The 26497-nt window shown below is 64.0% G+C and carries 26 protein-coding genes; 19 read left to right on the top strand and 7 right to left on the bottom strand.

Features of this window, described 5'->3' with window-relative positions:
• Positions 1 to 13 precede the first annotated feature (13 nt).
• Entirely contained in the window at positions 14 to 1132 is a 1119-nt protein-coding gene (locus V1286_RS32420; RefSeq protein WP_334486796.1) for an ABC transporter ATP-binding protein, read from the top strand.
• Positions 1133 to 1325: 193 nt separating this feature from the next.
• Here the strand turns inward: V1286_RS32420 and V1286_RS32415 are convergent, their stop codons facing one another.
• Positions 1326 to 1961 carry a TetR/AcrR family transcriptional regulator gene (locus tag V1286_RS32415; protein WP_334486793.1) on the bottom strand — a complete coding sequence of 212 codons (636 nt, stop codon included), beginning with the start codon at positions 1959 to 1961 and terminating at the stop codon, positions 1326 to 1328.
• 213 nt (positions 1962 to 2174) lie between these two features.
• On the opposite strand from V1286_RS32415, the gene V1286_RS32410 reads away from it, so the two are divergent.
• A complete protein-coding gene (locus V1286_RS32410) occupies positions 2175 to 3179 on the top strand; it encodes an alpha/beta fold hydrolase (protein ID WP_334486790.1) in 1005 nt (334 codons plus the stop codon).
• Positions 3176 to 4582 (top strand): MATE family efflux transporter, encoded by a 1407-nt coding sequence (locus V1286_RS32405; protein WP_334486788.1) that lies wholly within the window; start codon positions 3176 to 3178, stop codon positions 4580 to 4582. The genes V1286_RS32410 and V1286_RS32405 overlap by 4 nt, the downstream gene beginning before the upstream one ends.
• A gap of 48 nt (positions 4583 to 4630) precedes the next feature.
• On the opposite strand, the gene V1286_RS32400 is transcribed toward V1286_RS32405, so the two are convergent.
• A complete protein-coding gene (locus tag V1286_RS32400; RefSeq protein ID WP_334486786.1) occupies positions 4631 to 5593 on the bottom strand; it encodes an alpha/beta hydrolase in 963 nt (320 codons plus the stop codon).
• A gap of 226 nt (positions 5594 to 5819) precedes the next feature.
• Between V1286_RS32400 and V1286_RS32395 the strand changes: the two genes are divergently transcribed.
• A complete protein-coding gene (locus V1286_RS32395) occupies positions 5820 to 6062 on the top strand; it encodes a hypothetical protein (protein ID WP_334486784.1) in 243 nt (80 codons plus the stop codon).
• Between the two features lie 14 nt (positions 6063 to 6076).
• On the opposite strand, the gene V1286_RS32390 is transcribed toward V1286_RS32395, so the two are convergent.
• Together V1286_RS32390 and V1286_RS32385 are read right to left on the bottom strand one after the other, a co-directional pair.
• On the bottom strand, positions 6077 to 7825 hold the full coding sequence (locus tag V1286_RS32390) for a flavin-containing monooxygenase (protein ID WP_334486781.1): 1749 nt from the start codon (positions 7823 to 7825) through the stop codon (positions 6077 to 6079).
• Positions 7826 to 8027: 202 nt separating this feature from the next.
• Positions 8028 to 9875 carry a di-heme-cytochrome C peroxidase gene (locus V1286_RS32385; RefSeq protein ID WP_334486779.1) on the bottom strand — a complete coding sequence of 616 codons (1848 nt, stop codon included), beginning with the start codon at positions 9873 to 9875 and terminating at the stop codon, positions 8028 to 8030.
• 431 nt (positions 9876 to 10306) lie between these two features.
• Between V1286_RS32385 and V1286_RS32380 the strand changes: the two genes are divergently transcribed.
• From V1286_RS32380 to V1286_RS32370, 3 genes are all read left to right on the top strand, one after another.
• The gene (locus tag V1286_RS32380; protein ID WP_334486776.1) at positions 10307 to 10807 is read left to right on the top strand and encodes an alpha/beta fold hydrolase; all 501 of its coding nucleotides are present in this window, start codon (positions 10307 to 10309) and stop codon (positions 10805 to 10807) included.
• Between the two features lie 117 nt (positions 10808 to 10924).
• Complete coding sequence (locus V1286_RS32375; RefSeq protein ID WP_334486773.1) at positions 10925 to 11608, top strand: alpha/beta hydrolase family protein; 684 nt, start codon at positions 10925 to 10927, stop codon at positions 11606 to 11608.
• Between the two features lie 93 nt (positions 11609 to 11701).
• Complete coding sequence (locus tag V1286_RS32370; protein ID WP_334486771.1) at positions 11702 to 12436, top strand: aspartate/glutamate racemase family protein; 735 nt, start codon at positions 11702 to 11704, stop codon at positions 12434 to 12436.
• Here the strand turns inward: V1286_RS32370 and V1286_RS32365 are convergent.
• On the bottom strand, positions 12428 to 13210 hold the full coding sequence (locus V1286_RS32365) for an SDR family oxidoreductase (RefSeq protein WP_334486768.1): 783 nt from the start codon (positions 13208 to 13210) through the stop codon (positions 12428 to 12430). The genes V1286_RS32370 and V1286_RS32365 overlap by 9 nt on opposite strands.
• 175 nt (positions 13211 to 13385) lie before the next feature.
• Between V1286_RS32365 and bioB the strand changes: the two genes are divergently transcribed.
• Complete coding sequence (gene bioB / locus V1286_RS32360; protein ID WP_334486765.1) at positions 13386 to 14366, top strand: biotin synthase BioB; 981 nt, start codon at positions 13386 to 13388, stop codon at positions 14364 to 14366.
• A 22-nt stretch (positions 14367 to 14388) separates the two neighbouring features.
• On the opposite strand, the gene V1286_RS32355 is transcribed toward bioB, so the two are convergent.
• Positions 14389 to 15363: a ketopantoate reductase family protein gene (locus V1286_RS32355; RefSeq protein ID WP_334486762.1), complete on the bottom strand. Its 975-nt coding sequence runs from the start codon at positions 15361 to 15363 to the stop codon at positions 14389 to 14391.
• A gap of 300 nt (positions 15364 to 15663) precedes the next feature.
• Here V1286_RS32355 and V1286_RS32350 point away from each other — a divergent pair, with 300 nt between their 5' ends.
• From V1286_RS32350 to V1286_RS32315, 8 genes are all read left to right on the top strand, one after another.
• Positions 15664 to 15819 (top strand): hypothetical protein, encoded by a 156-nt coding sequence (locus V1286_RS32350; protein WP_334486761.1) that lies wholly within the window; start codon positions 15664 to 15666, stop codon positions 15817 to 15819.
• Positions 15816 to 16922 (top strand): Spy/CpxP family protein refolding chaperone, encoded by a 1107-nt coding sequence (locus V1286_RS32345; RefSeq protein ID WP_334486759.1) that lies wholly within the window; start codon positions 15816 to 15818, stop codon positions 16920 to 16922. Before V1286_RS32350 ends, V1286_RS32345 begins: the two co-directional genes overlap by 4 nt.
• Before the next feature lie 77 nt (positions 16923 to 16999).
• Positions 17000 to 17806, top strand: coding sequence for an enoyl-CoA hydratase-related protein (locus V1286_RS32340; protein ID WP_334486756.1), 807 nt, complete (start codon positions 17000 to 17002; stop codon positions 17804 to 17806).
• A gap of 42 nt (positions 17807 to 17848) precedes the next feature.
• Positions 17849 to 18655, top strand: a complete 807-nt coding sequence (locus V1286_RS32335; RefSeq protein WP_417021205.1) for an aspartate dehydrogenase — start codon at positions 17849 to 17851, stop codon at positions 18653 to 18655.
• Positions 18656 to 18726: 71 nt separating this feature from the next.
• Positions 18727 to 20091: an FAD-dependent oxidoreductase gene (locus V1286_RS32330; RefSeq protein WP_334486751.1), complete on the top strand. Its 1365-nt coding sequence runs from the start codon at positions 18727 to 18729 to the stop codon at positions 20089 to 20091.
• A 21-nt stretch (positions 20092 to 20112) separates the two neighbouring features.
• Positions 20113 to 21117 (top strand): ABC transporter substrate-binding protein, encoded by a 1005-nt coding sequence (locus tag V1286_RS32325; RefSeq protein WP_334486749.1) that lies wholly within the window; start codon positions 20113 to 20115, stop codon positions 21115 to 21117.
• 169 nt (positions 21118 to 21286) lie between these two features.
• Positions 21287 to 22060: an ABC transporter ATP-binding protein gene (locus tag V1286_RS32320; RefSeq protein WP_334486746.1), complete on the top strand. Its 774-nt coding sequence runs from the start codon at positions 21287 to 21289 to the stop codon at positions 22058 to 22060.
• The gene (locus V1286_RS32315) at positions 22053 to 22871 is read left to right on the top strand and encodes an ABC transporter permease (protein ID WP_334490049.1); all 819 of its coding nucleotides are present in this window, start codon (positions 22053 to 22055) and stop codon (positions 22869 to 22871) included. The genes V1286_RS32320 and V1286_RS32315 overlap by 8 nt, the downstream gene beginning before the upstream one ends.
• Positions 22872 to 22983: 112 nt before the next feature.
• Here V1286_RS32315 and gtdA read toward each other — a convergent pair whose 3' ends face one another.
• Positions 22984 to 24024 (bottom strand): gentisate 1,2-dioxygenase, encoded by a 1041-nt coding sequence (gtdA, locus tag V1286_RS32310; RefSeq protein WP_334490047.1) that lies wholly within the window; start codon positions 24022 to 24024, stop codon positions 22984 to 22986.
• Between the two features lie 114 nt (positions 24025 to 24138).
• Here gtdA and maiA point away from each other — a divergent pair, with 114 nt between their 5' ends.
• From maiA to V1286_RS32295, 3 genes are read left to right on the top strand one after another with little or no spacing between them, the layout of a single operon-like run.
• Positions 24139 to 24771 carry a maleylacetoacetate isomerase gene (gene maiA, locus V1286_RS32305; protein WP_334486743.1) on the top strand — a complete coding sequence of 211 codons (633 nt, stop codon included), beginning with the start codon at positions 24139 to 24141 and terminating at the stop codon, positions 24769 to 24771.
• Positions 24761 to 25270: a MarR family winged helix-turn-helix transcriptional regulator gene (locus V1286_RS32300; protein WP_334486740.1), complete on the top strand. Its 510-nt coding sequence runs from the start codon at positions 24761 to 24763 to the stop codon at positions 25268 to 25270. Before maiA ends, V1286_RS32300 begins: the two co-directional genes overlap by 11 nt.
• Complete coding sequence (locus V1286_RS32295) at positions 25270 to 26451, top strand: 3-hydroxybenzoate 6-monooxygenase (RefSeq protein ID WP_334486736.1); 1182 nt, start codon at positions 25270 to 25272, stop codon at positions 26449 to 26451. The genes V1286_RS32300 and V1286_RS32295 overlap by 1 nt, the downstream gene beginning before the upstream one ends.
• Positions 26452 to 26497 lie beyond the last annotated feature (46 nt).

The raw sequence follows: 26497 nt of genomic DNA, 5'->3' as shown, positions 1-26497 counted from the left end.
ATCGGGTAACGTCATGTCGAATGTCATTCTCGAGAAGGTTAGTCGGAATTTCGGTCAGTTCGTTGCGGTCGACGGTGTCGATCTCCGCGTGAACGAGGGTGAATTCGTCACGTTGCTCGGCCCCTCGGGGTGCGGCAAGACGACGACGCTGCGCATGGTGGCGGGGCTCGAGCAGAACACCGGGGGGCGCATCAGCATCGGCAATGAAATCGTCAGCGACGCGGCGCGCGGCATTTTCGTCCCATCGGAGCGCCGCAGGCTCGGAATGGTATTCCAGTCCTATGCCATCTGGCCCCATATGACGGTCTTCGACAACGTCGCCTATCCGCTGCGGGTTCGTCGCCGGCCGGCTGCCGAAATCCTCGACCGCGTCACGAAGGCACTACAGCTCGTCGAGATGGAAGGGTTCGCCCAGCGGCCAGCGCCTGCGCTCTCAGGCGGGCAGCAGCAGCGGGTCGCAATCGCACGGGCGCTTGTGTTCGAGCCGACGGTGCTGTTGCTTGATGAGCCCCTGAGCAATCTCGATGCCAAGCTGCGCTTGCAGATGGGCGACGAATTTCGCTCAATACAGAAACGGTTGGGCATGACGAGCCTCTACGTCACGCATGACCAGTCTGAAGCGATGGCGCTGTCGGATCGCGTGGTCGTGATGGACCGAGGTAGAATTCAGCAGATCGGAGCACCCGAAGACATCTACCGATACCCCGCTAACCGGATCGTGGCGGCCTTCTTCGGGACGCCGAACCTGCTCGAGGCCAGCGTCGAGTCGTGTGCGCGCGTGAACGAGCGTCGCTTTCGGCTCGAGGTCGTTGGGCGGGGATGGCGAGGGCCGTGCGAGGCGGCAAGCGAGGTACAGCCGGGCCAGGCTGTCACGGTCATGGCGCGCCCGGAGGACGCTCGCCTCGCTCCGGCCGGCTCCAAAGCCGGCGCAGATGAGCTGACTTGGTCGGGACGAATCGCGCACACAATCTTCCGCGGGCCGATCAGGTCGATCGTCGTGCAAACCGACGATGGTCGTCTGAACGTCGACGCGCCGCCGTTCGGCATTCACGCGGTCGGGGACAATGTGACTGTCGTGGTTCCGCAGCGGGCCGCCTGGGCGGTGGTCGAAAAAGCGGAGAGGACGCAATAGATCCTTCGCAGCAGACAATCACCGGCGCCGTCGCCAGTCTCAGCCGTAGATTTGCTTGGCGAGTTCGAGCATTTGGTTCATGCGTTCCGGATCGGTCGTCCCGAGCAGCTTGCTTTTTTGAAGCTCAGCGATCTAAGGATCGGCTTCGGGAAAGGCTTCGGTCGTCACGGGCAAAAGCCAACTACGGCCGCCCCTAACCCGGCTCCGGATAGATTTGCAGGAATGCCATCGTTGTATCCCGCGCCCGTCGCGCGATTTCGCGGGCGCTCGGACGATCGGCCACCTGAAGCAACAGGCTGGTCATCAGGTCGCCCGAGAGCAACCCCAAGAATTTTTCGGTCATCGTGTCGGGATCGCCAATGACAAGCCCGGCTGATTTGGCATTCGCCATGATCGCGCGCAATGCATCGCGCGTGGGCTTGCGCGCGATCGTTTCCAGCGCTTGCGCGACCTTTGGCGCGTGCACGGTTTCGGATATTGCCAGGCGAAATACCGCGACGACGACCGGATCGGTCGATTCCGTCAGAAGCCTTGTTCCAAAGGCGGTAAGCACCTCGGCCAGAATTTTCCTGTCGCGCAGTTCGGGGAGATCGGCCGGTGCTTTCAACCGTTGGGCGCGCTCGGTGATGCAGGCGACGAGCATCGCTTCCTTGTTGCCGAACAGCGCGTAAAGCTCGCGTTTCGAAACGCGCGCGCGCGTCGCTATCTCCAGCGTGCTGGTCTGCGCATAGCCGCCCTCCATGAACGCCGAAAGGGCCGCGCCGAGAATCCGCTTCCGAACCTCGGTCCCGCCGGGTTCCTCCTCACGCGCCTTCATCCTTGGACTCATCGCCTGATTTTCCGCTTGACTTGGTACCAATCAGTACCGTATTTCGATTTATCCGGTACCGGATCGTACCAAACTGAAACCGGATGTAAAGGATGGGAGATCATGAACAGACGCCAACTATTGGCTGCTGCGCTGGCGCCGCTTGCATGGCGAGCTGCCCCTGACGCGCTCTCATCAAAGGCATTTGCGGCAACTTCGGAGCGGGATGGAAAGATGAGCAAGACAACGCAACGCATCATCGAATGCAACGGAATCCGCATCAACATCGCCGAGCAGGGCGAGGGACCGCTGGTGCTGCTGGCGCACGGTTTTCCTGAATCCTGGTTCTCGTGGCGGCATCAGATCGACGCGCTTGCTGCCGCCGGCTTCCGCGTTGTCGCTCCCGACATGCGCGGCTACGGCAAGAGCGATGCGCCGCAGGCAATCGACCAGTACACGATCCTGCATCTTGTCGGCGACATGGTCGGCATTCTCGATGCGCTGGGCGCGGCGACCGCGGTCATCGTCGGGCATGATTGGGGCGCCAGCGTCGCCTGGCAGGCGGCGCTCATGCGGCCCGACCGTTTCAGCGCGGTCGCAGCGCTCAGCGTGCCGTTCCGGCCGCGCAGCAAGGCGCCGCCGACAAGCCTGATGCCCCGTAACGAGAATGCGCAATTCTATCAGCTCTATTTCCAGGAGCCGGGGCCGGCGGAGGCGGAACTCGGGCGCGATCCAAGCGCGACCATTCGCAACATGCTGTTCGGAGCGTCCGGCGATGGCGTGGCCGCGGCGCGTGCGGCCATCGCTGCCGGCGGGCCCGCGCCTAACCTTGGCATGGTGCCGAGGGGCGGCGGCTTTCTGCAAGGCCCCGGCGCCCCCGAAACCCTGCCGTCATGGATCAGCGAAAGCGACATCGACTTTTACGGCGAGGAATTCAAGCGCAGCGGCTTCCGCGGCGCGCTCAACTACTACCGGAACATCGATCGCAACTGGGAAATCACGGGCGCGATGGCCGGCCTGCAGGTATCTGTGCCGGCGCTCTACGTCGCGGGCGATCGCGACTTTGTGGTGTCCTTCCCCGGCATGGACCAGTTGCTCGCAAACCTGAAGACCTTCGTTCCCGGCTTGCGCAAGATCCAGATGCTCCCCGGCTGCGGACACTGGACCCAGCAGGAGCGGCCGAACGAAGTCAGTGCCGCGCTCGTCGAATTCATTCGAGCGCTGCCGAGCCGCTCATGACGACGCTGACATCCCAATCCTCGTCGCCGGGAAATCAAGCGACCACGATCAAACAGAGCGCGATGCTCGGCGGCCCGATCCTGCCCACGCTCCTGAAGCTCGCGTTGCCGACCGTCGTGGTGCTGGTCGTGCAAACACTAGTCGGGGTGGCGGAGACCTATTTCGTCAGCTTTCTCGGAACGGAGGCCTTGGCCGGGGTCAGCCTGGTGTTTCCCGTATTCATGCTGATGCAGATGATGTCGAACGGCGGCATCGGCGGCGGCGTCGCATCGTCGATCGCGCGCGCGATGGGCGCAGGCAAAGTGGCGGAGGCCGAGGCGCTCGCGCTGAACGCCCTGGCTCTTGCTATTGTCTTCGGGGTGATCTTTGCCGGCGCCGAATGGCTGTTTGGCGAGGCTGTTTACGGCTTGCTCGGTGGCCGGGCGGGAGCCCTCGGCGCGGCCCTCGCATATGGCCACGTCATCTTTTCCGGGGCGGTCTTTGTCTGGATCGTCAGCCTGCTGGCGGCGGCCCTTCGCGGCGCGGGCAACACGGTCGCGCCGGCGGCCGTCATTCTGCTGGGCGTGTTCGTGCTGCTTCCGCTTTCGCCGGCGCTGATTTTCGGCTGGGGCCCTTTCCCCCGACTGGGAGTTATGGGAGCCGGGCTCGCTGTCGTCTTCTATTATCTCGTCGCCGCGATTGTGTTGATCGCCTACATGCGTTCGGCCAGAACCTCGTTGCATTTACCCTTCGACGCGCGGCTCATCAAGAGGCGGCTGCTCGGCGATATCCTTCGCGTCGGCGGATTGTCAGCCATCGGCACCATTCAGGCCAATTTGACGGTGGTGCTGGTCACGGGCGCGGTGGGGCTGTTCGGCACGGACGCCATCGCAGGATACGGAATCGCTTCGCGACTCGATTACATCCAGATTCCGCTGCTGTTCGCGCTTGGCAGCGCGGCGCTCACCATGGTCGGAGTGAATATCGGGGCCGGCCAGGTCACGAGGGCGGAACGCATCGCGTGGGTTGCCGCGTTTTTCGCGGCCGGTGTCACCGGGATCCTCGGGCTTTTCATGGCACTGTTTCCCCACGCCTGGCTGACGATGTTCAGCACCAATGCCGAGGTTCTTGCCGCCGGCTCGCTCTATTTTCGTACCGTGGCGCCGTTCTACGGAATATCAGGTCTCGGGATGCTGCTGTATTTCGCGGGTCAGGGCGCGGGCCGCGTGATGTGGCCGGTTCTCGGTGGGACCGTTCGGCTGTTCATCGCGGCCGGCATCGGCTGGATCATTGTCGTCGATCTCAGCGGTGGATTGCGGGAGCTGTTCATGGCAGGCGCCGCCGGCTCGATCGTTTCCGCCGCCATTGTCGCAGGCGCCCTTTGGCTTCGCGGCTGGAGCCCGGCCGGGCAGGTTTCGAAATAGTTTTCGGCATGCGTCAGCTTCGCTTGCTGCGGCTCGCGATGTCGCAGCCTACGCGCCCTTTTCCAGCAGCGCCCTGAAATCCGCCCGCGCGCGTTGCGCTTCGCGCTTTGCAGTTTCCGACGCCTCACCGAGGCCGAAATAACCGTGGATGAGGCCTGGGCCGTCGTAATAGCTGGTCGGAACGCCGGCGGCGGCAAGCGCGTCGGCGTAGGCCTTGCCCTCGTCGCGGAGCGGATCGAACCAGGCGGTCGCGACGATCGCCGGTGCTACGCCAGCGAGGTCTTTGGCGCGTAGCGGCGATACGCGCCAATCAGTGCCACGGGTCTTGTCGGCGAGATAATGGCCGCAAAACCATTCCATGGTGGCGCGGGTCAGGAAATAACCTTCCGCGTTCTCGCTGCGCGAGGGAAAGCGCGCGTTTTCTTTGGCATCCGCGAAATTGCCGAAGACGTCGGTGACGGGATAGACCAGCAGTTGCGCCGCCAGTCTTATGCCGGCGTCGCGGCAGGCGATCGCGGTGGTGGCCGCCAGATTGCCGCCGGCGCTGTCGCCGGCCACGCCGACGCGCTTCTCATCGCCGCCGAATTCGGCGATGCGGACGATGATGTCTTTCGTGGCGGCGAAGGCGTCCTCAAAGGCACCGGGGAACCGCACCTCGGGCGGGCGGCGATAATCGACCGAGACGACGACCGCACCGGTCTCGATCGCAAGCCAGCGCGCCTGCCGGTCATGGGTGTCGAGATCGCCGGCGACCCAGCCGCCGCCGTGGAAGAACACCACCGTCGGCGATTTCTCGCTCGCGTTCCGGTAGGCCCGCGCGTTCAGGAAGCCGGCGGCGCCTTTCACCTTGATGTCCTCCGCGCTCATCACCGGCGGCGGTGGAACCGCCGCGCGCGAGGCCGCCAGCGCGCGCAGCGCATCGCGCGCGCTCTGCGGCGTCATCGTCGTGGGATCGCGCAGCGGCAGCAGCGGAATGATCTGGGCGACGACGGGATCGAGCGGCGTGATCATGCGGGGTGCCTCATTCCGGAACAAGATGGCAGCATAGGTAACGGGCGGGGCCGCCGCAATCGCGCCAATTTGCAGGGCAGACCGACCGATTTCCTTCCTGCAAGCAGATGCGCCGGCCACGCGTTGATAGAAGCGTGCTCCGTTTACTTCTCGTTATCCCTAAGCAGGCGTGCATGGGGAACGGGCGGGCGCGCCGCTCATTACTACTTCCAGAGGGAGTGGTGCCATGAATCAGTTAGCCAGAGTGGATCGGGCGCTCGACGAAATACTGGTGCAGCTCGGCGGAATGGTGTTGAGGCTGTCCAGCCCGGAAGTGACGCGGACGCCCGAAGAGCGGCACGCGCTGGCATGCTCGGTCAACCAATATTCGGTGTGCGCGGCGCGCTCGGACGATCCGCGCGTGCAGCAGCTCAAGGTCGAACTGGAAGAGACGATCAAGCCGCATTTGCGGCTGGTCGCCAGCCGGTAACCAGATTAAAGCCTTCACACGACAGGCACGCGCCGCGCGGTGACTGCGGCGGGCGAGATCACTTCGATGTCGAGCGGTACGCGCCATCGCTCGGTGAGCCGCACGCGCGGCGCTTCGTTGCCGGTATCGGCGCCTTCCATGACGAAGCCCTCGAAGCCGTTGGTCATGACCTCGTTGCACTTCTGAACATAGATCGGGAAGCCGCCGATATAGGGCATGAAGACGCGCGGGCGTCCGGGGATATTGGCACCGACATACCACGAGCTACAGGTCGAGCGCAGCGAGATCTTCGATACCTCGTTGACATGCTCGACCCATTCATCTTCGTAGGCCTGCAACGGTTCGACGGTCACAGCGCCGACGTCGCGCATGTGCGCCATGCAGTCCGCCATCCAGTCGACATGCTGTTCGATCGCCTGGATCATGCTCGCCAGCACCGACGGACTGCCGGGCCCGGTGATGGTGAAGAGATTGGGAAAGCCCGCCGTCGCCACGCCGAGATAGGTGCGGGGGCCGGCCCGCCATTTCTCCGCGAGCGTCCTGCCGTGGCGGCCCGTGATCGCAATCCTGTCGAACGATCCCGTCATCGCCGCAAAGCCGGTCGCGCAGACGATGGCGTCGAACGGATATTCCGTGCCGTTCACTTCGATGCCGTCGGGTGTGAAGCGCTCGATCGGTGTCTTCGACACATCGACCAGCTTCACATGAGACAAATTGTAGGTCTCGAAATATCCGGTATCGACGCACAGGCGCTTGCAGCCGAACACGTTATGGGGGCGCAGCAGCTCGGCGGCGGTTGGATCCTTGACGATGGCGCGGATCTTGTCGCGCGCGAATTCGGCGATGGTGTCGTTGGCGGCTTTCTCGAACAGCAGGTCGCCAAAGGCACCCAGGAAGGGCAGCCCGCCGCGTTGCCAGGCTTCTTCATATTGCCGCGCGCGTTCCTCAGGTTCGGCTTCGAGCGCGGGCTTCATGTTGAACGGGAAATAGAAGCCGGTCGGCCGTGCGCGGGCTTTGGCACGCAGCGCCGGGTAGTCGGCCTTGATCGCGTTGCGGTACTCCGGCGTCAACTTCGTGTTCCAGGCCGGCACGGAGTAGGTCGCGGTGCGCTGAAATACTGTCAGCGCAGATGCCTGTTGGGCAATGATCGGGATCGACTGGATCGCCGACGACCCGGTGCCGATGACGCCGACGCGAAGTCCGGTGAAATCCACCCCTTCATGCGGCCATTCGCCGGTGTGGTAGATCGGGCCCTGAAAATCCTCGCGGCCCCTGAAAGGGACGTGGTTGGCGGCCGAGAGACATCCGACGGCCATGATGCAGAATTTGGCCGACACCTTGTCGCCGCGATCGGTCTCGATGCGCCAGCATTTGCCGGTCTCGTCGAAGGTCGCCGCCGTGACGCGCGTGTCGAACAGGATATGCCGGCGCAGGTCGAAGCGGTCGGCGACGTGATTGGCGTAAGCTAGAATCTCCGGCTGAGGTGCGTATTTTTCCGACCAGTCCCATTGCTGGTCGAGCTCTTCGGAGAACGAGAACGAATATTGCATGCTTTCGACGTCGCAGCGCGCGCCGGGATAGCGGTTCCAGTACCAGGTGCCGCCGACGCCCCCACCGGCCTCATAGACCCGGGCGGTGAAACCGAGTCCGCAAAGGCGGTGCAGCATGTACATTCCGGCGAAGCCGGCACCGACAATGATGGCGTCAAAGGCCGCGCCGGCTTCCGGCGCACGTTGCGGCTGGTCTTGCGTCGCAGGCGGCATGCGGGTTTCCCAGAATGAACCGTTTCCAGTCGCGCGCCCGCGCCGCTCCTTTTGCCGGCGGCGCTTTCATTCGCTCGCGATCATGCCTGCTAGAACAGCGTAAAGCGCATTGGCGGTCAATCGTGCCGGCACGATCCTGGCCCCGCGGTTACGCGGGCCTGACATGCGCGCGGGGCGCCAGGATCGTTGCCTGCGGAAATCCCTAGAGCGTCTTGAGATATTCGATCAGCGCCTTTCGATCGTCCGCCGACAGCGCCGGCCCGATCACGCCCTTGATTTCCTTGTCCTTGTTGTAGTCCTTCCTGAATTCGTGGCCTCTGTTCGAGTTGCCGCGAATGGAGGTGTCGAATTCAAACCCGTTGTCGATCTTGTCGAACTTGTAACCGAGGTTCACGGGATCGTATTCGCGGTTGCCGAGATAGAATTTCTTTGGACGGTCTTCGGGCGGGCCCAGCAGGGCCTCGACGGTCGGAACCGAGCCGTTGTGCAGATAGGGCGGCGTCGCCCAGACACCGTTGAGCGGGCGAACCTTGTAGGCCAGTTCGCCGCGAAGCTCGTTCGGCATATAGCCGTCGATCCGCTTCCGCTCGGCGGGGCCCACCGGCGGCTTTTTCTGGTCGAAGGCGTAGTTGACCGTCTTGGCGACCACAGCGCCGAGAGCGTCGGCGAAGCCGCTCTTGTCGATGCCGAGATTTGCGGGGAGCGCAACCGTCCGGCTGATCATGTCGGCGGCCTGCGCGGGGTCGGTCCCGATATGCGAGATCGGAACGTTCTCGACCTTCAGGATAGGTTCACCGGCCTCGTTCTTCGTCCACCAGTCCTTGTTGTTGAAATCCCAGAACGCTGCGCTCGACACCGGCGGGCGGTGACATTCCTGACAATGGGTCTTGTAGAGTTCGGCACCCTTGTCCGCCAGTTTCTGGTCGATCGGCGGCAGAACATCGTTCGGCCATTTCGGAGACCTCAGGCCCGGGAATCCGTCCTTCGCGTTCGGCGGCGTGTTGCCCTTGATCATCTGCTCCATCTCGAACAGCGACTCCACGTTCACGCTCGATTTGTAGAGTCCCTTGGACGGATCGGTCAGGTTGAGCTCCGCCGACACGCCGAGCGACTCGCCGGCGTTGCGCACCATCGGCTGCATGATCGAGCCGTTATATTGCACCCAGTCGAACCACGGCGTGTTCCAGATCCGGGGGTAATGCACCGGCGCCGTCGAGCCCGCGTAGTTTTCCGGTTTCTTCAGGTCGACTGAAAACACCTGATTGCCGATCCGGTTCAACGCGTCCAGCCGTCCGTAGCCTTCCAGGATGCTCTGCGAAGCGACGCGTTTTTCCAGCGCCTGGATTTCACCGTACTGCTTCAGGACCTGGCTGAGCTGATCCTTCAGCACCTCGCGGTCGGCGACCGTGGAATCCGGTCCCAGGATATTGTCCGCGAACCGGTTGAATCGGGTCGGGATAAAGCGCGTCAGCAGCAGGGAAACGCCCATGCCCTGCTTCATCGCAAGGAGATTGGTGAGCGCCGGTCCGCCGTCGATGACGACCGCCGTGTCCTTGTAGGTGAAGCGTCCGGTGTGACAGCCCGCGCAGGTCAGGCCTACTCCGGTCATGGTCTCCTTGGTGCGCGGGTTCTTCCACGGCGCGCCCGAGGGATCCAGCATCGGACCGCCCTTTGCGAAGCCGATCGGAAGCGCCTTCTTACCCGGGATGATGGTGTCCGGAATGAAGCCGTAGCGGTCGAGATAGGCGGCCTCGCTGAAGTCGTCGACCTTGTTGAAAATCAGCCATGGTATCGTCGGCTGCTCCAGCGCCATGAACCATTCGTAGGGGAAGCCGAACGTCCGCGTGCCCTGGTCGGCATGATAGAACCAGCTCAGCTTTTCCTTAGCTATGCCCTGGTCGAGCCAGACGGTTTTCTTCGGTTGCGGATACTCCGCGATCTTGACGTGGAGGTTGTTCCAGAGCGCGGCGATATCGTCCCTCACGGCGACGTAAATGCCGCCGACGACCAGTGCCCCGAAAACAATTGCTGCAATCTTCTTGCCACGCATGGCCTGCCCCTTCCCAAAACCGCGCTGCTAGCGCGCAATATTCGTCTGCCTATCAAAGGCGCCGGAAAATGAATCATCCTCGGCGTGCGATGCAGTATCGTACCATCTTATAGTGGCATCCTGAGTCTGTCCATAAATCCGGCAGCCAGCCATTTCGCGCCGATCGCGGCATTTTAAGGCGCGCCGGAAATCCCATCGATCTATTTCGAGGTGACACCGTGAAATATGCCCAGGAATTGTTTGCCAGAATTGCTTGCCAGTTTTGCGACGTCGGCATGTATGAAAAAGCCGCTTGACTTTGACGCTGCGTCAAACCCGCATAACGCGCTCCTCGAAACAGAGGAGCCGCCCATGACCAACCGCCGCAGCTTTCTCCAGCTTTCCCTCCAGCTTTCCTTGGCGCCCTTGCCGCCAGCTCCACCGCTGTCACTTTGCCGCACATCGCCCAAGGCCAGGGCCGTACCTTTGGGATCAAGACCCGGAACGGCATCGGGCTTTTCGTCAAGGATAGCGGAGGCTCCGGCGGCGCCGTGGTGATGACCCACGCATGGCCGCCGAACGCCGATATCCAGGACCATCAGGCCGCGCAGCTGTCGAACGCGGGCTTCCGCGTCGTCACCTATGATCGCCGCGGGTTCGGCCGCTCGGACAAACCGGCCGGCGGCTACGATTTCGATATTTTTGCCGACGATCTCGCCGACGTGATCGAGCAGACCGGCGTGCGCGACGCAACCCTCGTCGGCTATTCGATGGGGGGCGGAGAGGTGGTGCGCTACTTCTCGCGGCATAACGGGCGCCACGTCGTGAAGGCCGGCCTTGTCGGCGCCGCCCGCCGCATTCCAGCGAGCGCTTGCGGACGAAAGACCGTTCGTCGACCAGATGGAGCTGAAGCGGGACTTCCTTGCCGCGGCCTGACGCCCGTTCTGCAATGAGCTTTCCGGCCGTGGCGCTTTTGGCCACGGCCGGAATTGTTCCCGGCAGGTTCGGCTTTCGCCGGGCTGTTTCCAGTATAGTGTTTCGATCGTGCAGTTGGATATCGGTCGGATCATATGACAGCTATTAACGCGCAATCGCTTCGAATTGGGGTCGGCCCGGGTGAGGAGGTTTCCGCCCTGCTGATCCAGCCGCCTCAGGCGCGCGCGTGTTATGTGTTCGCGCACGGGGCAGGCGCCGGCATGATCCACAGGTCGATGGAGACAGTTGCTGCTGGTCTCGGCGCGCGCGGCATTGCGACGCTGCGCTATCAGTTTCCCTATATGGAGAAGGGCAGCAAGCGGCCCGATGCGCCGGCGGTCGCGCACGTCGCGGTGCGAGCGGCAGTGACGGAAGCCGGGCGGCGCTGTCTCGCACTGCCGCTGATCGCGGGCGGCCGATCGTTCGGCGGGCGAATGACCTCACAGGCGCAGGCGCTTTCACCCTTGCCTGGCGTGCGAGGGCTGGCGTTTCTCGGTTTCCCCCTGCATCCGGCTGGAAAGCCTTCCAGCGACCGCGCCAAACATCTCGCCGATGTCAAGATCCCGATGCTGTTTCTACAGGGCACGCGCGACGCACTGGCGGAGTTGAGTCTGCTCGAGCCGGTCGTCAAAGGCCTGGGATCGCGGGCGACGCTCCGTTTGCTGGATGGCGCTGATCATTCCTTCCATGTGCTGAAGAACTCGGGACGGAATGATCGCGAGGTGATGGATGAAGCGCTGGATGCGTTCGTGGGGTGGGTGGATGGGATCGTATGCTAGCTCAGGCGTCGTCCCAGCCTAGTGCGCAATTGCGCACCAGGCTGGGACGATAGATGGAGTTGCGCTTCGTTCCATCCTAGCTACGATGCACTCATGGCAAAAGTCCTGATCGTCAATCCGAACACGACTAACTCGATGACCGAAACGATTGGCGCCGCCGCGCGCGCCGTCGCCAACCCCGACACCGAGATATCCGCCGTGACGTCGGCGATGGGGCCGGTCTCGATCGAGGGATATTACGACGAGGCGTTCGCCGTGCCGGGCCTGATCCAGGCGCTGATGAATGCGCCGGACGCCGACGCAGCGATCGTTGCATGTTTTGACGATACCGGCCTCGACGCTGCGCGGACCGCCGCGCGTTTTCCGGTGGTCGGCATCTGCGAGGCCGCGCTGGTGACGGCTGGCCAGATCGCAAAGCGCATCGCCGTCGTCACCACGCTGCCGCGCTCGATCGTGCCGCTCGAAGAACTGGTGCGCCGCTACGGCTTTGCCGAAAGGGCGCAGGTCACCGCCTGCGACGTCGCGGTGCTCGATCTCGACAAGCCCGGCTCGGGTGCGGAAGCGAAGCTGGAAGCCGAGATTGCCCGCGCGCTCGACAAGGGTGCGGAAGCGATCGTGCTGGGCTGCGCGGGCATGGCCGATCTTGCGCAGAAACTGTCGCGTAAATTCGACGTTCCCGTCGTCGATGGCGTGGCGGCCGCGGTGAAGCAGGCTGAGGCGCTGGCTGGACTCAAGCTCACGACGTCCAGGCGTGGCTCTTACGCGTCACCCGGCGCGAAAAAATACGACGGCATATTGGCGTCGTTCGCGCCAAAAGCCTCAGGCTGATTGCGGCGTGCCATAGATCTTGTCGCGCAGCCGCCGCATGCCGGTGAGCCAGCGGTCGCGGCTGGAGGCCTTGCGCTGCATGTATTCGGCGACTTGCGGGTGCGACAGAATGAGAAAGCGTTCTTCCTCCATCGCCTCCATCACCATGCGCGCCACTTCCGGCGGCTGCAGCACGCCGTCGACCCGCGCGGCGCTCGGGCCGGGCGTCGTCATGCCGGTTTGCACCGATTGCGGGCAGAGCACGGACACGCGGATGCCGCGGTCGCCATATTGAATGGCGAGATGTTCGGCGAGTGCGACCGCCGCATTTTTCGTCACGCCGTAGGGCATCGCGTTCAGCGAAGCCAACAGGCCGGCCGCGGAAGCGGTGTTGAGGAGATAGCCGGAGCGGCGCGCGAGCATGCCCGGCACCAGGGCGCGCGCCGCGAACACATGGCTCATGACGTGGACACGCCAGCTCACGTCCCAATCGGCATCGGAGGCGGTCTCTTGTCCCTTGCGTGAGAGGCCGGCGTTGGAAAAGAACACGTCGACCGGGCCATACTTGTCTTCGGCCGCGGCGATCAGCGCCTTGATGTCTTCCTCCAGCCCGACGTCGGCCGTGATCGGCAAGCCGTCGATGTCGCCAGCGACCTTTGCCAGTCTGTCGCGCGAGGTCTTGAGGTCGGCGATGACGACGCCGCGCGCACCGGCCTCCGCATAGGCGCGCGCCACCGCCTCGCCGATGCCGCTCGCAGCTCCCGTGACGACACAAACCTTGCCTTTGACATGCATGTTCGGTTCCCGCCTGGTTTCTTTTTCTTGGATAGGGTCGAGAGTGATACGACGCGCGCTGCGCGGTCAATGCCGGCGATCAATTTTTTGCAAGCACGCGCGCGGCGCTGGTGTCCGCTTCGCCAGCATGCGATGACGGCCGCGCGGGGCAATCAGGATCGGGAGAATTGAAGGGATGCTCGAAGTGCGAGATGAATTGGCTGTGACGGCGCCGCTTGCGGACGCCGTGGAGTGGACGAGCGAGGCGGCCTGGTCGCTCTACCGGCTGCCGTTCAACGATCTGCTGTTCAAGGCGCAATCCATTCACCGCCGGCATTTCGATCCCAACCGCGTGCAGCTCAGCAAGCTGCTCAACATCAAGACCGGCGGCTGCCCGGAAGATTGCGGCTATTGCAGCCAGTCCTCGCATCATTCGACGGGGCTTGCCGCCTCGAAGCTGATGGAGGTCGAAAAGGTCGTCGCCGAGGCGCGCAAAGCCAAAGCCGGCGGCGCAACGCGCTACTGCATGGGCTCGGCATGGCGCAATCCGAAGCCGCGAGACATGGACGCCATCGTTGAAATGGTCGGCGCGGTGAAAGCGCTCGGGCTCGAGACCTGCATGACGCTGGGCATGCTGGACCGCGATCAGTCGGATCGCCTCGGCGCGGCGGGGCTCGACTACTACAATCACAATATCGATACGTCGGAGCGCTATTACCCGCGGGTGATCTCTACGCGAACGTTTGCCGATCGTCTCGACACGCTGGAGAATGTGAGGCAATCCGGCATGAAAGTGTGTTGCGGCGGCATCCTCGGCATGGGCGAGGAAGAAACCGACCGCGTCGAAATGCTGGTCACGCTTGCGAACCTCGCCGAGCCGCCGGAAAGCGTTCCGATCAACATGCTGATTCCGATCGCCGGCACGCCGCTCGCCGAGGCGGCGCCGATCGCGCCCATCGAGTTTATCCGGATCGTTGCGCTGGCGCGCATCATGATGCCGAAATCATATGTCCGCCTGTCGGCGGGCCGCTCGGCCATGACCGACGAGATGCAGGCGCTCTGCTTCTTTGCAGGGGCGAATTCGATCTTCGTCGGCGACACCTTGCTGACGGCCGGCAATCCGGAGGACGAGGCCGACCGGAAGCTGTTCACGCGGCTGGGACTGCAGGCGCTCTGACCGAGGTTGGAACAGCAGGCCTTCAGCCCTGATAGAGTCCCTTGTCGCGCGCCTGACGGATCGCGAGCGCCGCCATCATGTCGAGCATCGGCGTCGGAAGTCCTGCCGCGCGCGCGAACGCGGCCGGCGCGCGCACCAGCACGTCGATCTCCATGGCGCGGCCGAGCTCATAGTCTTGCAGGATCGACGGCTTGTGGTCCGGTGCGGGGCCGGAGCGCGTTACGCGCTTGACCTCGGGGAAGCAGCTCTGCGCTACGCTGTTGGCCTCGTCGAGCAGGCGCGGCACGATCTCGGCGAGATCAGGATCGTCGCGCACGGCGCGCGCGGTCTGCCCGGTCAACAGGCACAGCACCGACATCGACATGTTGGTCAGGAGTTTTGACCAGATCGTCTCCCGGATATCGGCGATATCAGGCGATTCGATCGCGGCGTCATTGAGCGCGGCGCGTAGCCGCGTGACCCGCTCACTCTGGCGGTCGTCGCATTCGCCGATCAGGAGCCGGTTACGCTCGGGCGAAAGGTTCGCAACCACGCCTGGGGTCACGACTTCGTTGGACGAAAACACCACGCCGCCGACGATAAGCTGCTTCGGGATCGCCGCGCGCAAGCGTCCACCCGGATCGAGGAAGGCCAGATCGGGCACCGGCGGATGCCCTGGCGAAAGCCCGATATCGTACCACCAGGGGACGCCGTTCTGTGCGAACACCACGGCGGTATCCCCGCCGATCAGGGGTTGGAGGCCGGAGGCAAGGCTCGGCAGCCCGGTCGCCTTCAATGTGCAAATGACGACATCATGCTGGCCCAGCGCGGCCGGATCGCCCGATGCGCGCACCTTCGCCTTGAACTCGCCATTTCCGACCCGCAGCGTCAGCCCGTTGGCTTTCACGGCATCCAGATGCGCACCCCTCATCACGCAGGAAACGTCATGTCCTGCCAGTGCGAGCCGCACCGCAAAATGGCTGCCGACGGCGCCCGCACCGAAAACGCAAATCCGCATGAGTGGAAATCCTGCAGGGAGGGAAGAGCGTTGCTAGTTTTCACAAGCCTTGATTGGGCGCAACCGGTCCGCCGAACAGGGTGGGTTGCGCAGGGCGCGGCCTGGCCGCGCCGGGAACTCTACCGTTCAGTCAACGTTCATCCATGTGCCGTCAAGCTCGCGGCATAGCGACAATGGGACGTGCGACGATGATGGGGCGCGCCATGTCAAAGATCACACTGGGAATTGCCGCCATTGTGTTCGCAACGGCGCTGTCGGTGGCGGACTTTGCGATCGCGAAAGGTGGTCATGGGGGCGGCCATGGCGGTGGTCGCGGCGGCGGTCATCATGGCGGGGGCCATCGTGGTGGTGGTCATGGCCACCATTTCGGCGGCCGGCATCATGGCGGCCATTTTCACGGCAGGGCGCATCACCGCTCATTCTCTTCACACCGTTCATTCTCCGCACATCGCATGAACTTCGCGGGCGGCGGTCGCGCGCTGAACGCGCGCGCACTCGCCCGCAGCTATCGCCATACCGCAGCGCTCCATCGTCCCGCCATGCGGACCAGCGTCACCGCGGGCGCGGCGCTTGCCGGGTGGCAGTACGGACGGTCCAGAGGTGGCGGTTGGTGGCGGCACGGCAATGGCGGCTACGGCTGGGTAGGGCCGCTGTTCTGGCCGTTCGCCTATTTCGACATCTACGACTATGCGCTGTGGGGGCCGCGTGTCGGCGCTCCGTTCTGGTACTACGGCTATGACGACATTTATGCCGGACTGTTCGGCCCCTATGACTATCAGGGTCTTGCGGGCTACCTGCCGCCGCGCGGTGCTTCCGGCGCCGGACAGGACCGGCTCGCGCTGTTATGCGGCGAGGACAGCCGCGAAATCGCCGGCCTGCCGATCGACCTGATCGCGCAGGCGATCGAGCCGACCGAGGTGCAACGCGCGGCCCTCGACGATCTCGCCAATGCATCGGTGATTTCGGCGCAAAAGATCAAGGCGGCGTGTCCGGCCACGGTGGCGTTGACGGCGTCCGGCCGGCTTGCCTCGATGCAGCAACGCATCGAGGCGATGATTGCTGGTGTCGCGACCGTGCAGCCGGCGCTGGACAAACTATACGGGCTGCTGAATGACGAGCAGAAGGCGCGGCTGAACGCGGTAGCTGAAGAGCAGGAAAGGAAGATCGAGCGGCGCCGCAACAGATCCATTGCGCGGCCCTGTGACGTTACGCAATCCTCGAGCTTGCAATGGCCGGCCGAGGAGATCGAGGCGCGGGTGCATCCGACCGATGCGCAACGCACCGGCCTTACCGCCCTGCAGAAAGCCAGCGCAAAGGCAGCCGACCTGCTGGCCACGTCGTGCCGGATCGACGAGGTGGCCACGCCGCCGGCGCGGCTCACCGCCGTCGGCAAGCGGCTCGGCGTCATGCTGGATTCCGTCAAGCTCGTGCGCACCGCGCTCGATGATTTCTATGCGATGCTGAGCGACGAGCAGAAGGCCCAGTTCGAGGCGATCGGCCCGCGGCGGACCTCCGTTACCGACAGGGCAGATATGATGCAGCGGTACGGCCGCCGATAGATTGGCGGCGGTGACAACGCCTGCGATCCCGGCCTATTGTCCGGCATAACAAAGATTGCCGAACAAAGGGGCCGCCGATGACTGCCAATCCGGTTTTGTGGGATCTCGACGCGCGCGGCGTCGCAACCGTCACGTTGAACCGTCCCGAGGTGAACAATGCCTATGACGCCGGGCTCATCAACGGCGTGCTCGCAGCGATGGATGAACTCGGCCAGAAGGCCAATCTCCGCGTCGTGGTGCTGAAGGGCAACGGCAAGCATTTCCAGGCCGGCGCCGACCTGAAATGGATCAACGGCGTGCGGCCGAAATCGGCGGAAGAGAACGAAAAAGTGTCGCGCGCGACGTTCGAAGCCGTGCAGCGGCTGAACACGCTGCCGATCCCGACGGTGGCGCTGGTGCAGGGCGGCTGCTTCGGCGGCGGCACCGGCGTGATCTCGGCCTGTGATGTCGTAGTCGCCGCCGACAATGCGCTGTTCTCGATCACCGAAGTGCGCTGGGGCCTGACGGCCGCCATCATCATCCCGCAGCTCTGCGACGCCATCGGCGTCCGCCAGGTCCGCCGCTACGCGCTGACCGGCGAACGGTTTGGCGCGGAGGAGGCGCGGCGGATCGGGTTGGTGCATGAGGTGGTGTCGCTGGCTGAGTTGGAGACGGCGGGCGCGAAGGTAGTGGAGCAACTGCTGGCCAATGGGCCGAAAGCGCTGGCAGAGACCAAGGCGCTCGCGATGGAGAGCTCGTTCGGCGGCATGGGCGTGGATGACGAGGCCTATGCACGGCTGGTAAAGATGCACTCGGACAGGCGCCAAACCAAAGAGGCGTCGGAGGGGCTGGCGTCATTTGCGGAGAAGCGGGCGGCGAATTGGGGCACAACGCATAAGCGTTAGGATCTGCCACGCTCGATGACGTTTCTTGCAGGAGTATTGGATTTGCCATCAAAAAATATCGCCATTGCCGGGCTGGGGGAGATCGGCAAAACCGTGGCGCGCAAGCTGGCGCAGGGGCTGCCGGGACTTGCTCTCACGGCGGTCGTGGTTAGGGATCAGGCGAAGGCACGGGCCTGGCTTGATCGCGAAGGTATCTCCTGCCCGCTGGTCTCGCTCGATGAACTGCCCGCTCACGCCGACCTCGTTGTCGAATGCGCCCCGGCGGCGATCCTCGATCAGATCTGCCGCCCGATGCTGACCGCCGGCAAGCAGGTCATGGTGCTCAGTTCCAGTGCGCTGCTGCCCCGTCCCGATCTGATCGATCTCGCCCGGGCGCATGGCGGTCAGATCATCGTGCCGACTGGCGCCTTGATCGGCTTCGATGCGGTTTCGGCTGCCGCTGAAGGCACTATCCATTCGGTGCAGATGGTCACGCGCAAGCCGCCCGGCGGTCTCGCCGGCGCGCCCTATCTCGTCGAGAACGGGATCTCCATGGAGGGGGTAAAGTCGGCCCTGTGCGTCTTCAAGGGCTCGGCGCGCGACGCGGCTGCGGCGTTTCCCGCCAACGTCAATGTGGTGGCGGCGCTGTCGCTGGCCGGCATCGGCCCCGATCGCACGACCATCGAAATCTGGGCCGATCCGGCCGTGACGCGGAACTGTCATCAGATCAGGGTCGAGTCCGACTCGGCCTCGTTCACGATGGGAATCGAAAACATCCCATCGGAAAACCCGAAGACCGGCCGCATCACCGCGCTCTCGGTGATCGCCGCGCTGCGCAAGCTGACCTCGCCGCTGCAGGTCGGAACCTGAGTATCCTGCCGCAATAGCTAAAATCCCTCGTCCGGGGCATTATCGCCCAGGCACCATCCGGGAAGGTCACCTTGCCCGCCAAAATCATCACCGAACCCGCGCGCCAGATTCCGCTCTACGGCGAATATGAAGTCGCTGTCCTCGGTGGCGGGCCGGCGGGCATCGCGGCCGCCGTTGCCGCCGCGCGTGCCGGCCGCCGCACGCTCCTGATCGAGCGATACGGCTTTCTCGGCGGCATGGGCACGGCTGCAGGCGTCACGAATTTCTGCGGGCTGCACGCCAATGTTCATGGCGAGATGCATCGGGTGGTGCAGGGGATCGCCTCCGATCTGCTCGCGCGGATCGACCGGCTCGACGGGCTCAACGCGCCGCATCTGATCCTCGGCAAGATTTTTGCGCAGGCTTACGACACGGCGGCCTACAAGATCGCGGCGGACGATCTGCTGACGTCGCACAAGGTCGACATCCTCTTTCATGCGCTCGGCGCCGGCGTGGTGATGCAGGACGAGACGCGCATCAACGTGCTGATGGTGGAGACCAAGGCCGGGCGTCAGGCGGTGCGCGCCGGCATCTTCATCGACTGCTCGGGCGACGGCGATCTTGCGGCCTGGGCGGGCGCGCCGTTTGAAGTCGGCGACGATGCCGGCAGCATGCTCTATCCCTCGATGATGTTTCGCCTCAACGGCATCGATCCCGAGAAGGCCGGTGATGCCTGGCGGACGATCCCGGCGTTGATGGAAAAGGCCGAGGCCGCGGGCACGCATCGTTTCCCACGCAAGACCGCGATCGTGCGGCCGCAGCGGTCGGCGATCGAATGGCGGGTGAATTTTACCCAGCTTGCGCGCGAGGACGGCACGGCGGTCAGCGGAATCGACCCCGACCAGATGACGCGCGGTGAGATCGAGGGCCGGCGGCAGGCCCTCCAGGCGTTCGAATTCCTGCGCACGGTGCCCGGCTTCGAAAAATCCTACATCGTCGACCTGCCGCCGCAGCTCGGCATCCGCGAGACGCGGCGCGTGATCGGCGGCTACATGCTGTCCGGCGAGGACGTGCTCGGCTGCGCCTCGTTCGACGACTCCATCGGCGTCAATGGCTGGCCGATGGAGCAGCATGTCGCGGGAGATGTGACCTTCACGTTTCCGCCGATCCCGGAATCGCGCGGCTTCAACGAATTGCCGTATCGCATGCTGGTGCCTGAGGGCATAGACAATCTCCTGATGGCCGGGCGCTGCGCCTCGATGACCCACGAGGGGCAGTCGGCGGCGCGGGTCTCCGGCGCCTGCTTTGCGATGGGGGAGGCAGCCGGCGCGGCGGCTGCGCTGGCGCTGTCGGGTAACACGATTCCGCGCGACATTGCGGTTGAAAAGTTGCAACAAGGCCTGAAACAACAGGGCGCATTCATCGGGCGGGACCAGAGCGTGCCCGAGGGGTTATAAAAGAATTACGGAGGAGGCGGGATGACGAAGTTTGCACGGCTCGCGCTGGCGGGTCTGTTGGCCATTGCGGCAAGCGGGATCGCGCGGGCCGATGACGCGCAAAAGGCGAAAATCGGCGTGCTCCGGCTGTCGTCGTCGGCGCCGGTGTTCATTGCGCAGGACAAGGGCTATTTCCGCGAGGCCGGCCTCGATATCGAATTGAAATTCTTCGACGCGGCGCAGCCGATCGCGGTGGCGACGACCTCAGGAGATGTCGATTTCGGCATCACGGCATTTACCGCCGGACTCTACAATCTCGCCGGCAAAGGCACGCTGAAGGTGATCGGCGGCATGAGTCGCGAGAAGGCAGGCTACCCGCTGATCGGCTACTTCGCCAGCAACAACGCCTATGCGGCCGGGCTGAAGACGCCAAAGGATCTTGCGGGCAAGCGGATCGCGGTGACGCAGGTCGGCTCCAGCTTCCATTATTCGCTCGGCCTGCTTGCCGACAAATATGGCTTCAAGCTCGCCGACGTAAAGGTGTTGCCGCTGCAGTCGCTGTCGAATGCCGCGGCCGCGCTGAAGGGCGAAACCGTCGATGCCGCGTTGCTGCCGATCTCGACTGCCCGCGCGCTGGTGGATTCCGGTGGAGCAAAGTTCCTCGGCTGGGTCGGCGATGAGACGCCGTGGCAGTTGGGGGCGGTGTTCGCCTCGCCGAAAACGCTGACCAACAAGGCGACGGTGACCAAGCTCCTCGCCGCATTGGCGCGTGCCGACCGCGAATATCACGACGTGATTCTGGCTTCCGTGAAGAATGGCAAGGCGGACATCAACGACAAGACAAAGCCGCTGCTGGAAATCATCGCCAAATACACCAATCTGCCGGTCGAGCAGGTGGTCGGCAATTGCGCCTATATCGACCCCGACGGAAAGCTCGACGTCAAGAATGTCGACAACCAGATCGCGTGGCTGCAGGAGCAGGGCTTTGTCGACAAGGGGTTTGCGGCGGACGCGATCATCGCGAAGGAATATGTGAAGGCGGATTGATGTGACATTCTCCGTCATGGCCGGGCTTGACCCGGCCATCCACGTCTTTGTCGCCGTTGGACTGTGAAAGCGTGGATGCCCGGGACATCTAGCGCGAAGACGCGCTTCGCGCTTTTTGCCCGGGCATGACGAGCAGAAAATCCGGTCTTCGAAGAGATGCAGTAACCACATGGATTTGATCGCCGACCAAATCACTCACCGCTTCGGCGGCCTCGACGTGCTCGACAAGGTGTCCTTCACGGTTGCCTCCGGCGAAGTGGTCGCGATCGTGGGGCCCTCCGGTTGCGGCAAGAGCACGCTGCTGTCGATCCTGGGCGGGCTGCTGCGCCCGAGCGAGGGAAAAGCAGAGCTGCGCGGCGCACCGCCGGCGGACAGCCTCAATCCGCTGACCTTCGTGTTCCAGGATTTCGCACTGCTGCCGTGGTGCACGGTGGAAGCGAACGTTGAATTTCCGCTTGCTCATACCGCACTCGATGCCGCCGTGCGCCGCGCCGTCGTCGACGACGCATTGCGCCGCACGGGCCTGTCCGATTTCCGCGGCGCCTATCCAAAGCAGTTGTCCGGCGGCATGCGCCAGCGCGTCGGCATTGCCCGCGCGCTGGCGGTGCGGCCGGCGATTCTCTTGATGGACGAGCCATTGTCGGCGCTGGATTCGCAAACCCGTGAATTGCTGATGGAGGATTTCATCGGCCTGCTGGCCGACGGCACGATGGGCGCGGTCTATGTCACGCATAATCTGGAGGAAGCGGTGCGGCTCGCCGATCGCATCGTGGTGCTGTCGCGCCGCCCGGGCCGCGTCAGGGAGATCGTCGAAATCCCGATGACGCGCGCCGAACGCGGTGCGATCGATGCCCGCGGCAAGTTGCTGACACTGCAGAACGATCTGTGGTCGCTGATCCGCGAGGAGGCGATCGATGCCGAGCGCGAGGTGCAGCATGCTTGAGCGCGCGCCGCAGGACGATTGCGCAACCGAAGCCCGGCCGGTCGCATTTCGCGGCGCCGGCTTTGTGCCAACGGCGGGGCGTTACTCGGGCTGGATTGCGCTCGTGCTGGTGATTGCGATCTGGCAACTCGCGGGCAGCGCTGGCTGGGTCAACCCGCTGTTCCTGCCGGCGCCATCGGCCATTGCAGTTGCGATCTACAAGCTCGCGATGTCAGGCGCGCTCTGGCAGCATGTATCGGCTTCGGTGATCCGAATAGGCAGCGGCTGGGTTCTCGGCACCGTGGCCGGCGTGATCACAGGTTTTGCGATCGGGCTCTCGACGCTGGCGCGCGGCGTCGGCATCACATTCATCTCGGCGCTGTTTCCGATTCCCAAAATCGCGCTATTGCCGCTTCTGATCCTCTGGCTCGGGATCGGCGAGGAGCCGAAGATCGCGACCATTGCGCTCGGCGTGTTCTTCTCGACTGCGATCTCGGTCTATAGCGGCGTCGATGCGGTGCCGCGCAACCTGATCCGGATGGCGCAGAGTTTTAACGTGCCGTTCCACGCCATCGTGCGCCGCGTGGTCTGGCCGGGCGCGTTGCCCTCGATCCTCGCGGGCTTTCGCATCACGGCGTCAGTGGCGCTGCTGCTGGTGGTGAGCGCCGAAATGATCGGCGCGCAGTTCGGCATCGGCGCTTTCGTGTTGCAGGCCGGCAATCTGATGCAGACCGATCAGTTGCTCGCCGGCGTCGTGATCCTGTCGCTGTTCGGGCTGGCGGTGGGGAAGGCGATCAACGTGCTGGAAGCGCGGTTGCTGCACTGGCGGTGATGTAGAGGAGTAGGGTGGGCAAAGCGAAGCGTGCCCACCACTTTGACCTTAGCAAGTCTGGTGGGCACGTCGCTTACGCTCCTTTGCCCACCCTACGATTTGTCGCATCACCTCACGCATTCCCGCGGTCCTCGCGGAACAAATCGAGCTTCTGCTGTACCGGACGGTCGGAGAACGAGAACAGCACCGCGTCGGTGTCGGCCTCGTGCGTGACCCAGTGCCAGCTCGGTACTACGAACAAATCGCGCGCGCCCCACTCGAAAATCTGGTCGCCGATCCGTGTGCGGCCCTTGCCTTCGATCGCGGCGAATACGGTGGCGTCGGTCGCGCGATAGCGCGCGGTCTTGAAGCCCTTCGGCAATAGCTGGATGAAGGTGCCGATCGTCGGCATCGCGAAATCGCCGGTCTCGGGATTGGAGAATTTCAGCTTCAGCCCGTGACAGGCGTCCCACTCGTTGCGCGTCTTGGCCAGTTCCAGCGCCTCGCGCGTATAGCTGTAGGGATAGTTGAAGATCGGCGAGGTCTTGGACTTTCGCTTCTCGTCGACCGGCAGCAGGTTGTGGCCGTAGCGCGCAAAGCTGTCGCCGGCGGGTTTTGAGATCTTCTGCTGATCCTCGTTCGACCCTTCGGCAAAGGACGCATCGAAGAATTGCACCATCGGGATATCGAGCCCGTCGAGCCAGAACATCGGCTCGGACGTTTCGTTGGAATGGTCGTGCCAGGTCATCGAGGGCGTGATGACGAAATCGCCGGGCTCCATCGCGGTGCGCTCGCCGTCGACGGTGGTATGGGCGCCCTTGCCTTCGAGCACGAAGCGCAGCGCCGACTGGCTGTGCCGATGGGCGGGGGCGACGTCGCCCGGGACCACCATCTGCACACCGGCAAACAGCGAAGTCGTAACCTTCGACTGGCCGCGCAGGCCGGGATTCTCCAGCACCAGCACCCGCCGCTCGGCTTCCTTGGCGGTGATCAGCTTGCCGGCTTCGGTCATGTAATCACGGATCGAATCGAACTTCCACAGATGCGGCCGGCAGGCGCTTCGCGGTTCCGGCGTGACGAGATCGCCCAGCACGTTCCACAGCGCAGAGAGATTCTCGCCGTCGATCTTCTTGTAGAACGCCTCGCGTTCCGGGGTCTTCTGCACGGCTTCCATGGTCAAGCCTCCCGTCATTTTTGTATCGTCTATGGATTGACAGTATACTTACAATATGGGTAGCGTCAATGACAGGCCGCGACAGGCAAACGACAAAATCCGAGGGAGGTTCCGATGAAGCTGCATGGCTATTTCCGCAGCAGCGCGGCATACCGGGTCAGGATCGCGCTCAACCTCAAGGGGTTGTCGACCGATCACCTGCCGCATCACCTTCGCAAGGGCGAACAGTGCGCGCCAGCCTATCTCGCCATCAACCCGCAGGGGCTGGTGCCGACGCTGGAAGACGGCACAGGTGCCGTGCTGACCCAGTCGCTCGCCATCATCGAATGGCTGGACGAGACTCATCCCAATCCGCCGTTGCTGCCAAAGGATCCGCTGCGCCGCGCCAAGGTGCGCGCCTTCGCGCTGGCCATCGCCTGCGATATCCATCCGGTGCAGAATTTGAAGGTCCTGGCCCGGCTGCGCCAGCTTGGCGTGGCCGAGGAAAAAGTGACGGAATGGGCGGCCTGGGCCAACCGGGAGGGATTGTCCGCCTGCGAAACGCTCGTCACAGGTGAGGCCGGCCCGTTCTGCTTCGGGGACAAGCCCAGCCTTGCAGACCTTTGCCTGATCCCGCAGCTCGGGAATGCGCGGCGCTTCGGCGTCGATGTTTCGGCCTATCCGCGCCTGCTCGAGGCAGAAGCTGCGGCCAGGGAAATAAAGGCGTTCGCCGACGCCGCGCCGGACAAGCAAGCCGATGCCGAGTAAGCCATCACCCATCACGATGGACGCGGTTTACACCGCGCCCGGCTACCTGTTCCGGCGCATGCAGCAGATCGCGGTCTCGATCTTTGTCGAAGAGTGCAGGGCGTTCGACCTGACGCCGGTGCAATATGCGGCGCTGGTGGCGATCCACACCCATCCCGGCATCGACGCCACGCGGCTGTCGGCGGTGATCGCATTCGACCGTTCCACGCTCGGCAACGTGATCGAGCGGCTGGAGAGCAAGGCCTTGATCGAGCGCAAGCCGTCGCGGGAGGACAAGCGCGTCAAGCTGCTCCATCTGACCAAATCGGGTGCGGCCGTGCTGCGCGACATCATGCCCTCGGTGGAGCGCGCGCAGCTAAGGATGCTGCAGCCGCTGAAGCCGGCCGACCGCAGGGCCCTGCTGGCGCTGCTGACGCAGCTGGTCGATCTCAACAATGAGGCCTCGCGCGTGCCGCTGCGCGCCGAAGACGCGCTCGAGCATCTGGGAAAGTCGAGCTGATGGACACGCGGCCGGTTCTCATTGCAGGCGGCGGCATCGGCGGGCTCGCGGTGGCACTTGGTCTGGCGCAAAAAGGCATCCGCTCGATCCTGCTGGAAAAGGCCTCGCAGCTCGGCGAGATCGGCGCCGGCATCCAGCTCGGGCCCAACGCATTCCACGCCTTCGACTATCTCGGCGTCGGCGAAGCCGCACGAAGCATGGCCGTCTATATCGACCAGCTCCGGTTGATGGATGCGCTGACCGCCGAGGAGATCACCCATGTCGATCTGGGCGAAGCGTTTCGCTCGCGCTTCCGCAATCCCTATGCGGTGGTGCATCGCGGCGATCTGCACGGTGTTTTCCTGCGCGCCTGCCAGAATCACCAGTTGATCGAGTTGCGCGTCAGCAGCGAAGTCGTCGGTTACGATCAGGATGGGTCGTCGGTGACGGCGCGGCTTGCGAATGGAGAGCGCGTCACGGGCCGGCTGTTGATCGGCGCCGACGGGCTGTGGTCGAATGTCCGCAAGCAGGTTGTCGCGGACGGGCCGCCGCGGGTTTCCGGTCACACGACCTACCGCTCGGTGATCCCGACCGAGCAAATGCCGGAAGATTTGCGCTGGAACGCGGCGACGCTGTGGGCCGGGCCGAAATGCCACATCGTGCATTATCCGCTGTCGGGCTGGAAGGTGTTCAACCTCGTCGTCACCTATCACAACGATGCGCCGGAGCCGGTGGCGGGCAAGCCGGTGTCGGACGAAGAGGTCATGCAAGGCTTCGGGCACATCCATCCGCGTGCGCAGGAGATCATCCGACACGGCAAGAACTGGCGACTGTGGGTGCTGTGCGACCGTGATCCGGTCGAGCGCTGGATCGACGGCCGCGTCGCGCTGCTCGGCGACGCCGCGCATCCGATGCTGCAATATTTCGCGCAAGGCGCCTGTCAGGCGATGGAGGACGCGGTGTGCCTGTCGCACATGATGGGCGCGCATGACGATCATGCGGTCGCGCTGGAAGCCTATCGCACGCAGCGTTTCCTGCGCACCGCAAAGGTACAGTTGATGTCCCGCGCCATCGGCGAGCACATCTATCACCCCTCAGGCGGACATGCCCGGCTGCGCAACGAGATCATGAGCGCGAAGACGTCGGAGGAGTGGTACGGCGATCTGGCGTGGCTATATGGCGGGACAGGGCTGGGGAGCTAAGGCCGTCATTGCCTGCGACAAACGCGAAGCGTTTGCGCAAGGGAGC

Origin of the sequence: Bradyrhizobium algeriense (genome assembly GCF_036924595.1) — a bacterium.
GTDB lineage: Bacteria > Pseudomonadota > Alphaproteobacteria > Rhizobiales > Xanthobacteraceae > Bradyrhizobium > Bradyrhizobium algeriense.
Note: the sequence above shows the minus strand (reverse complement) of the source record. Positions and strands in the feature narration are given on the sequence as shown.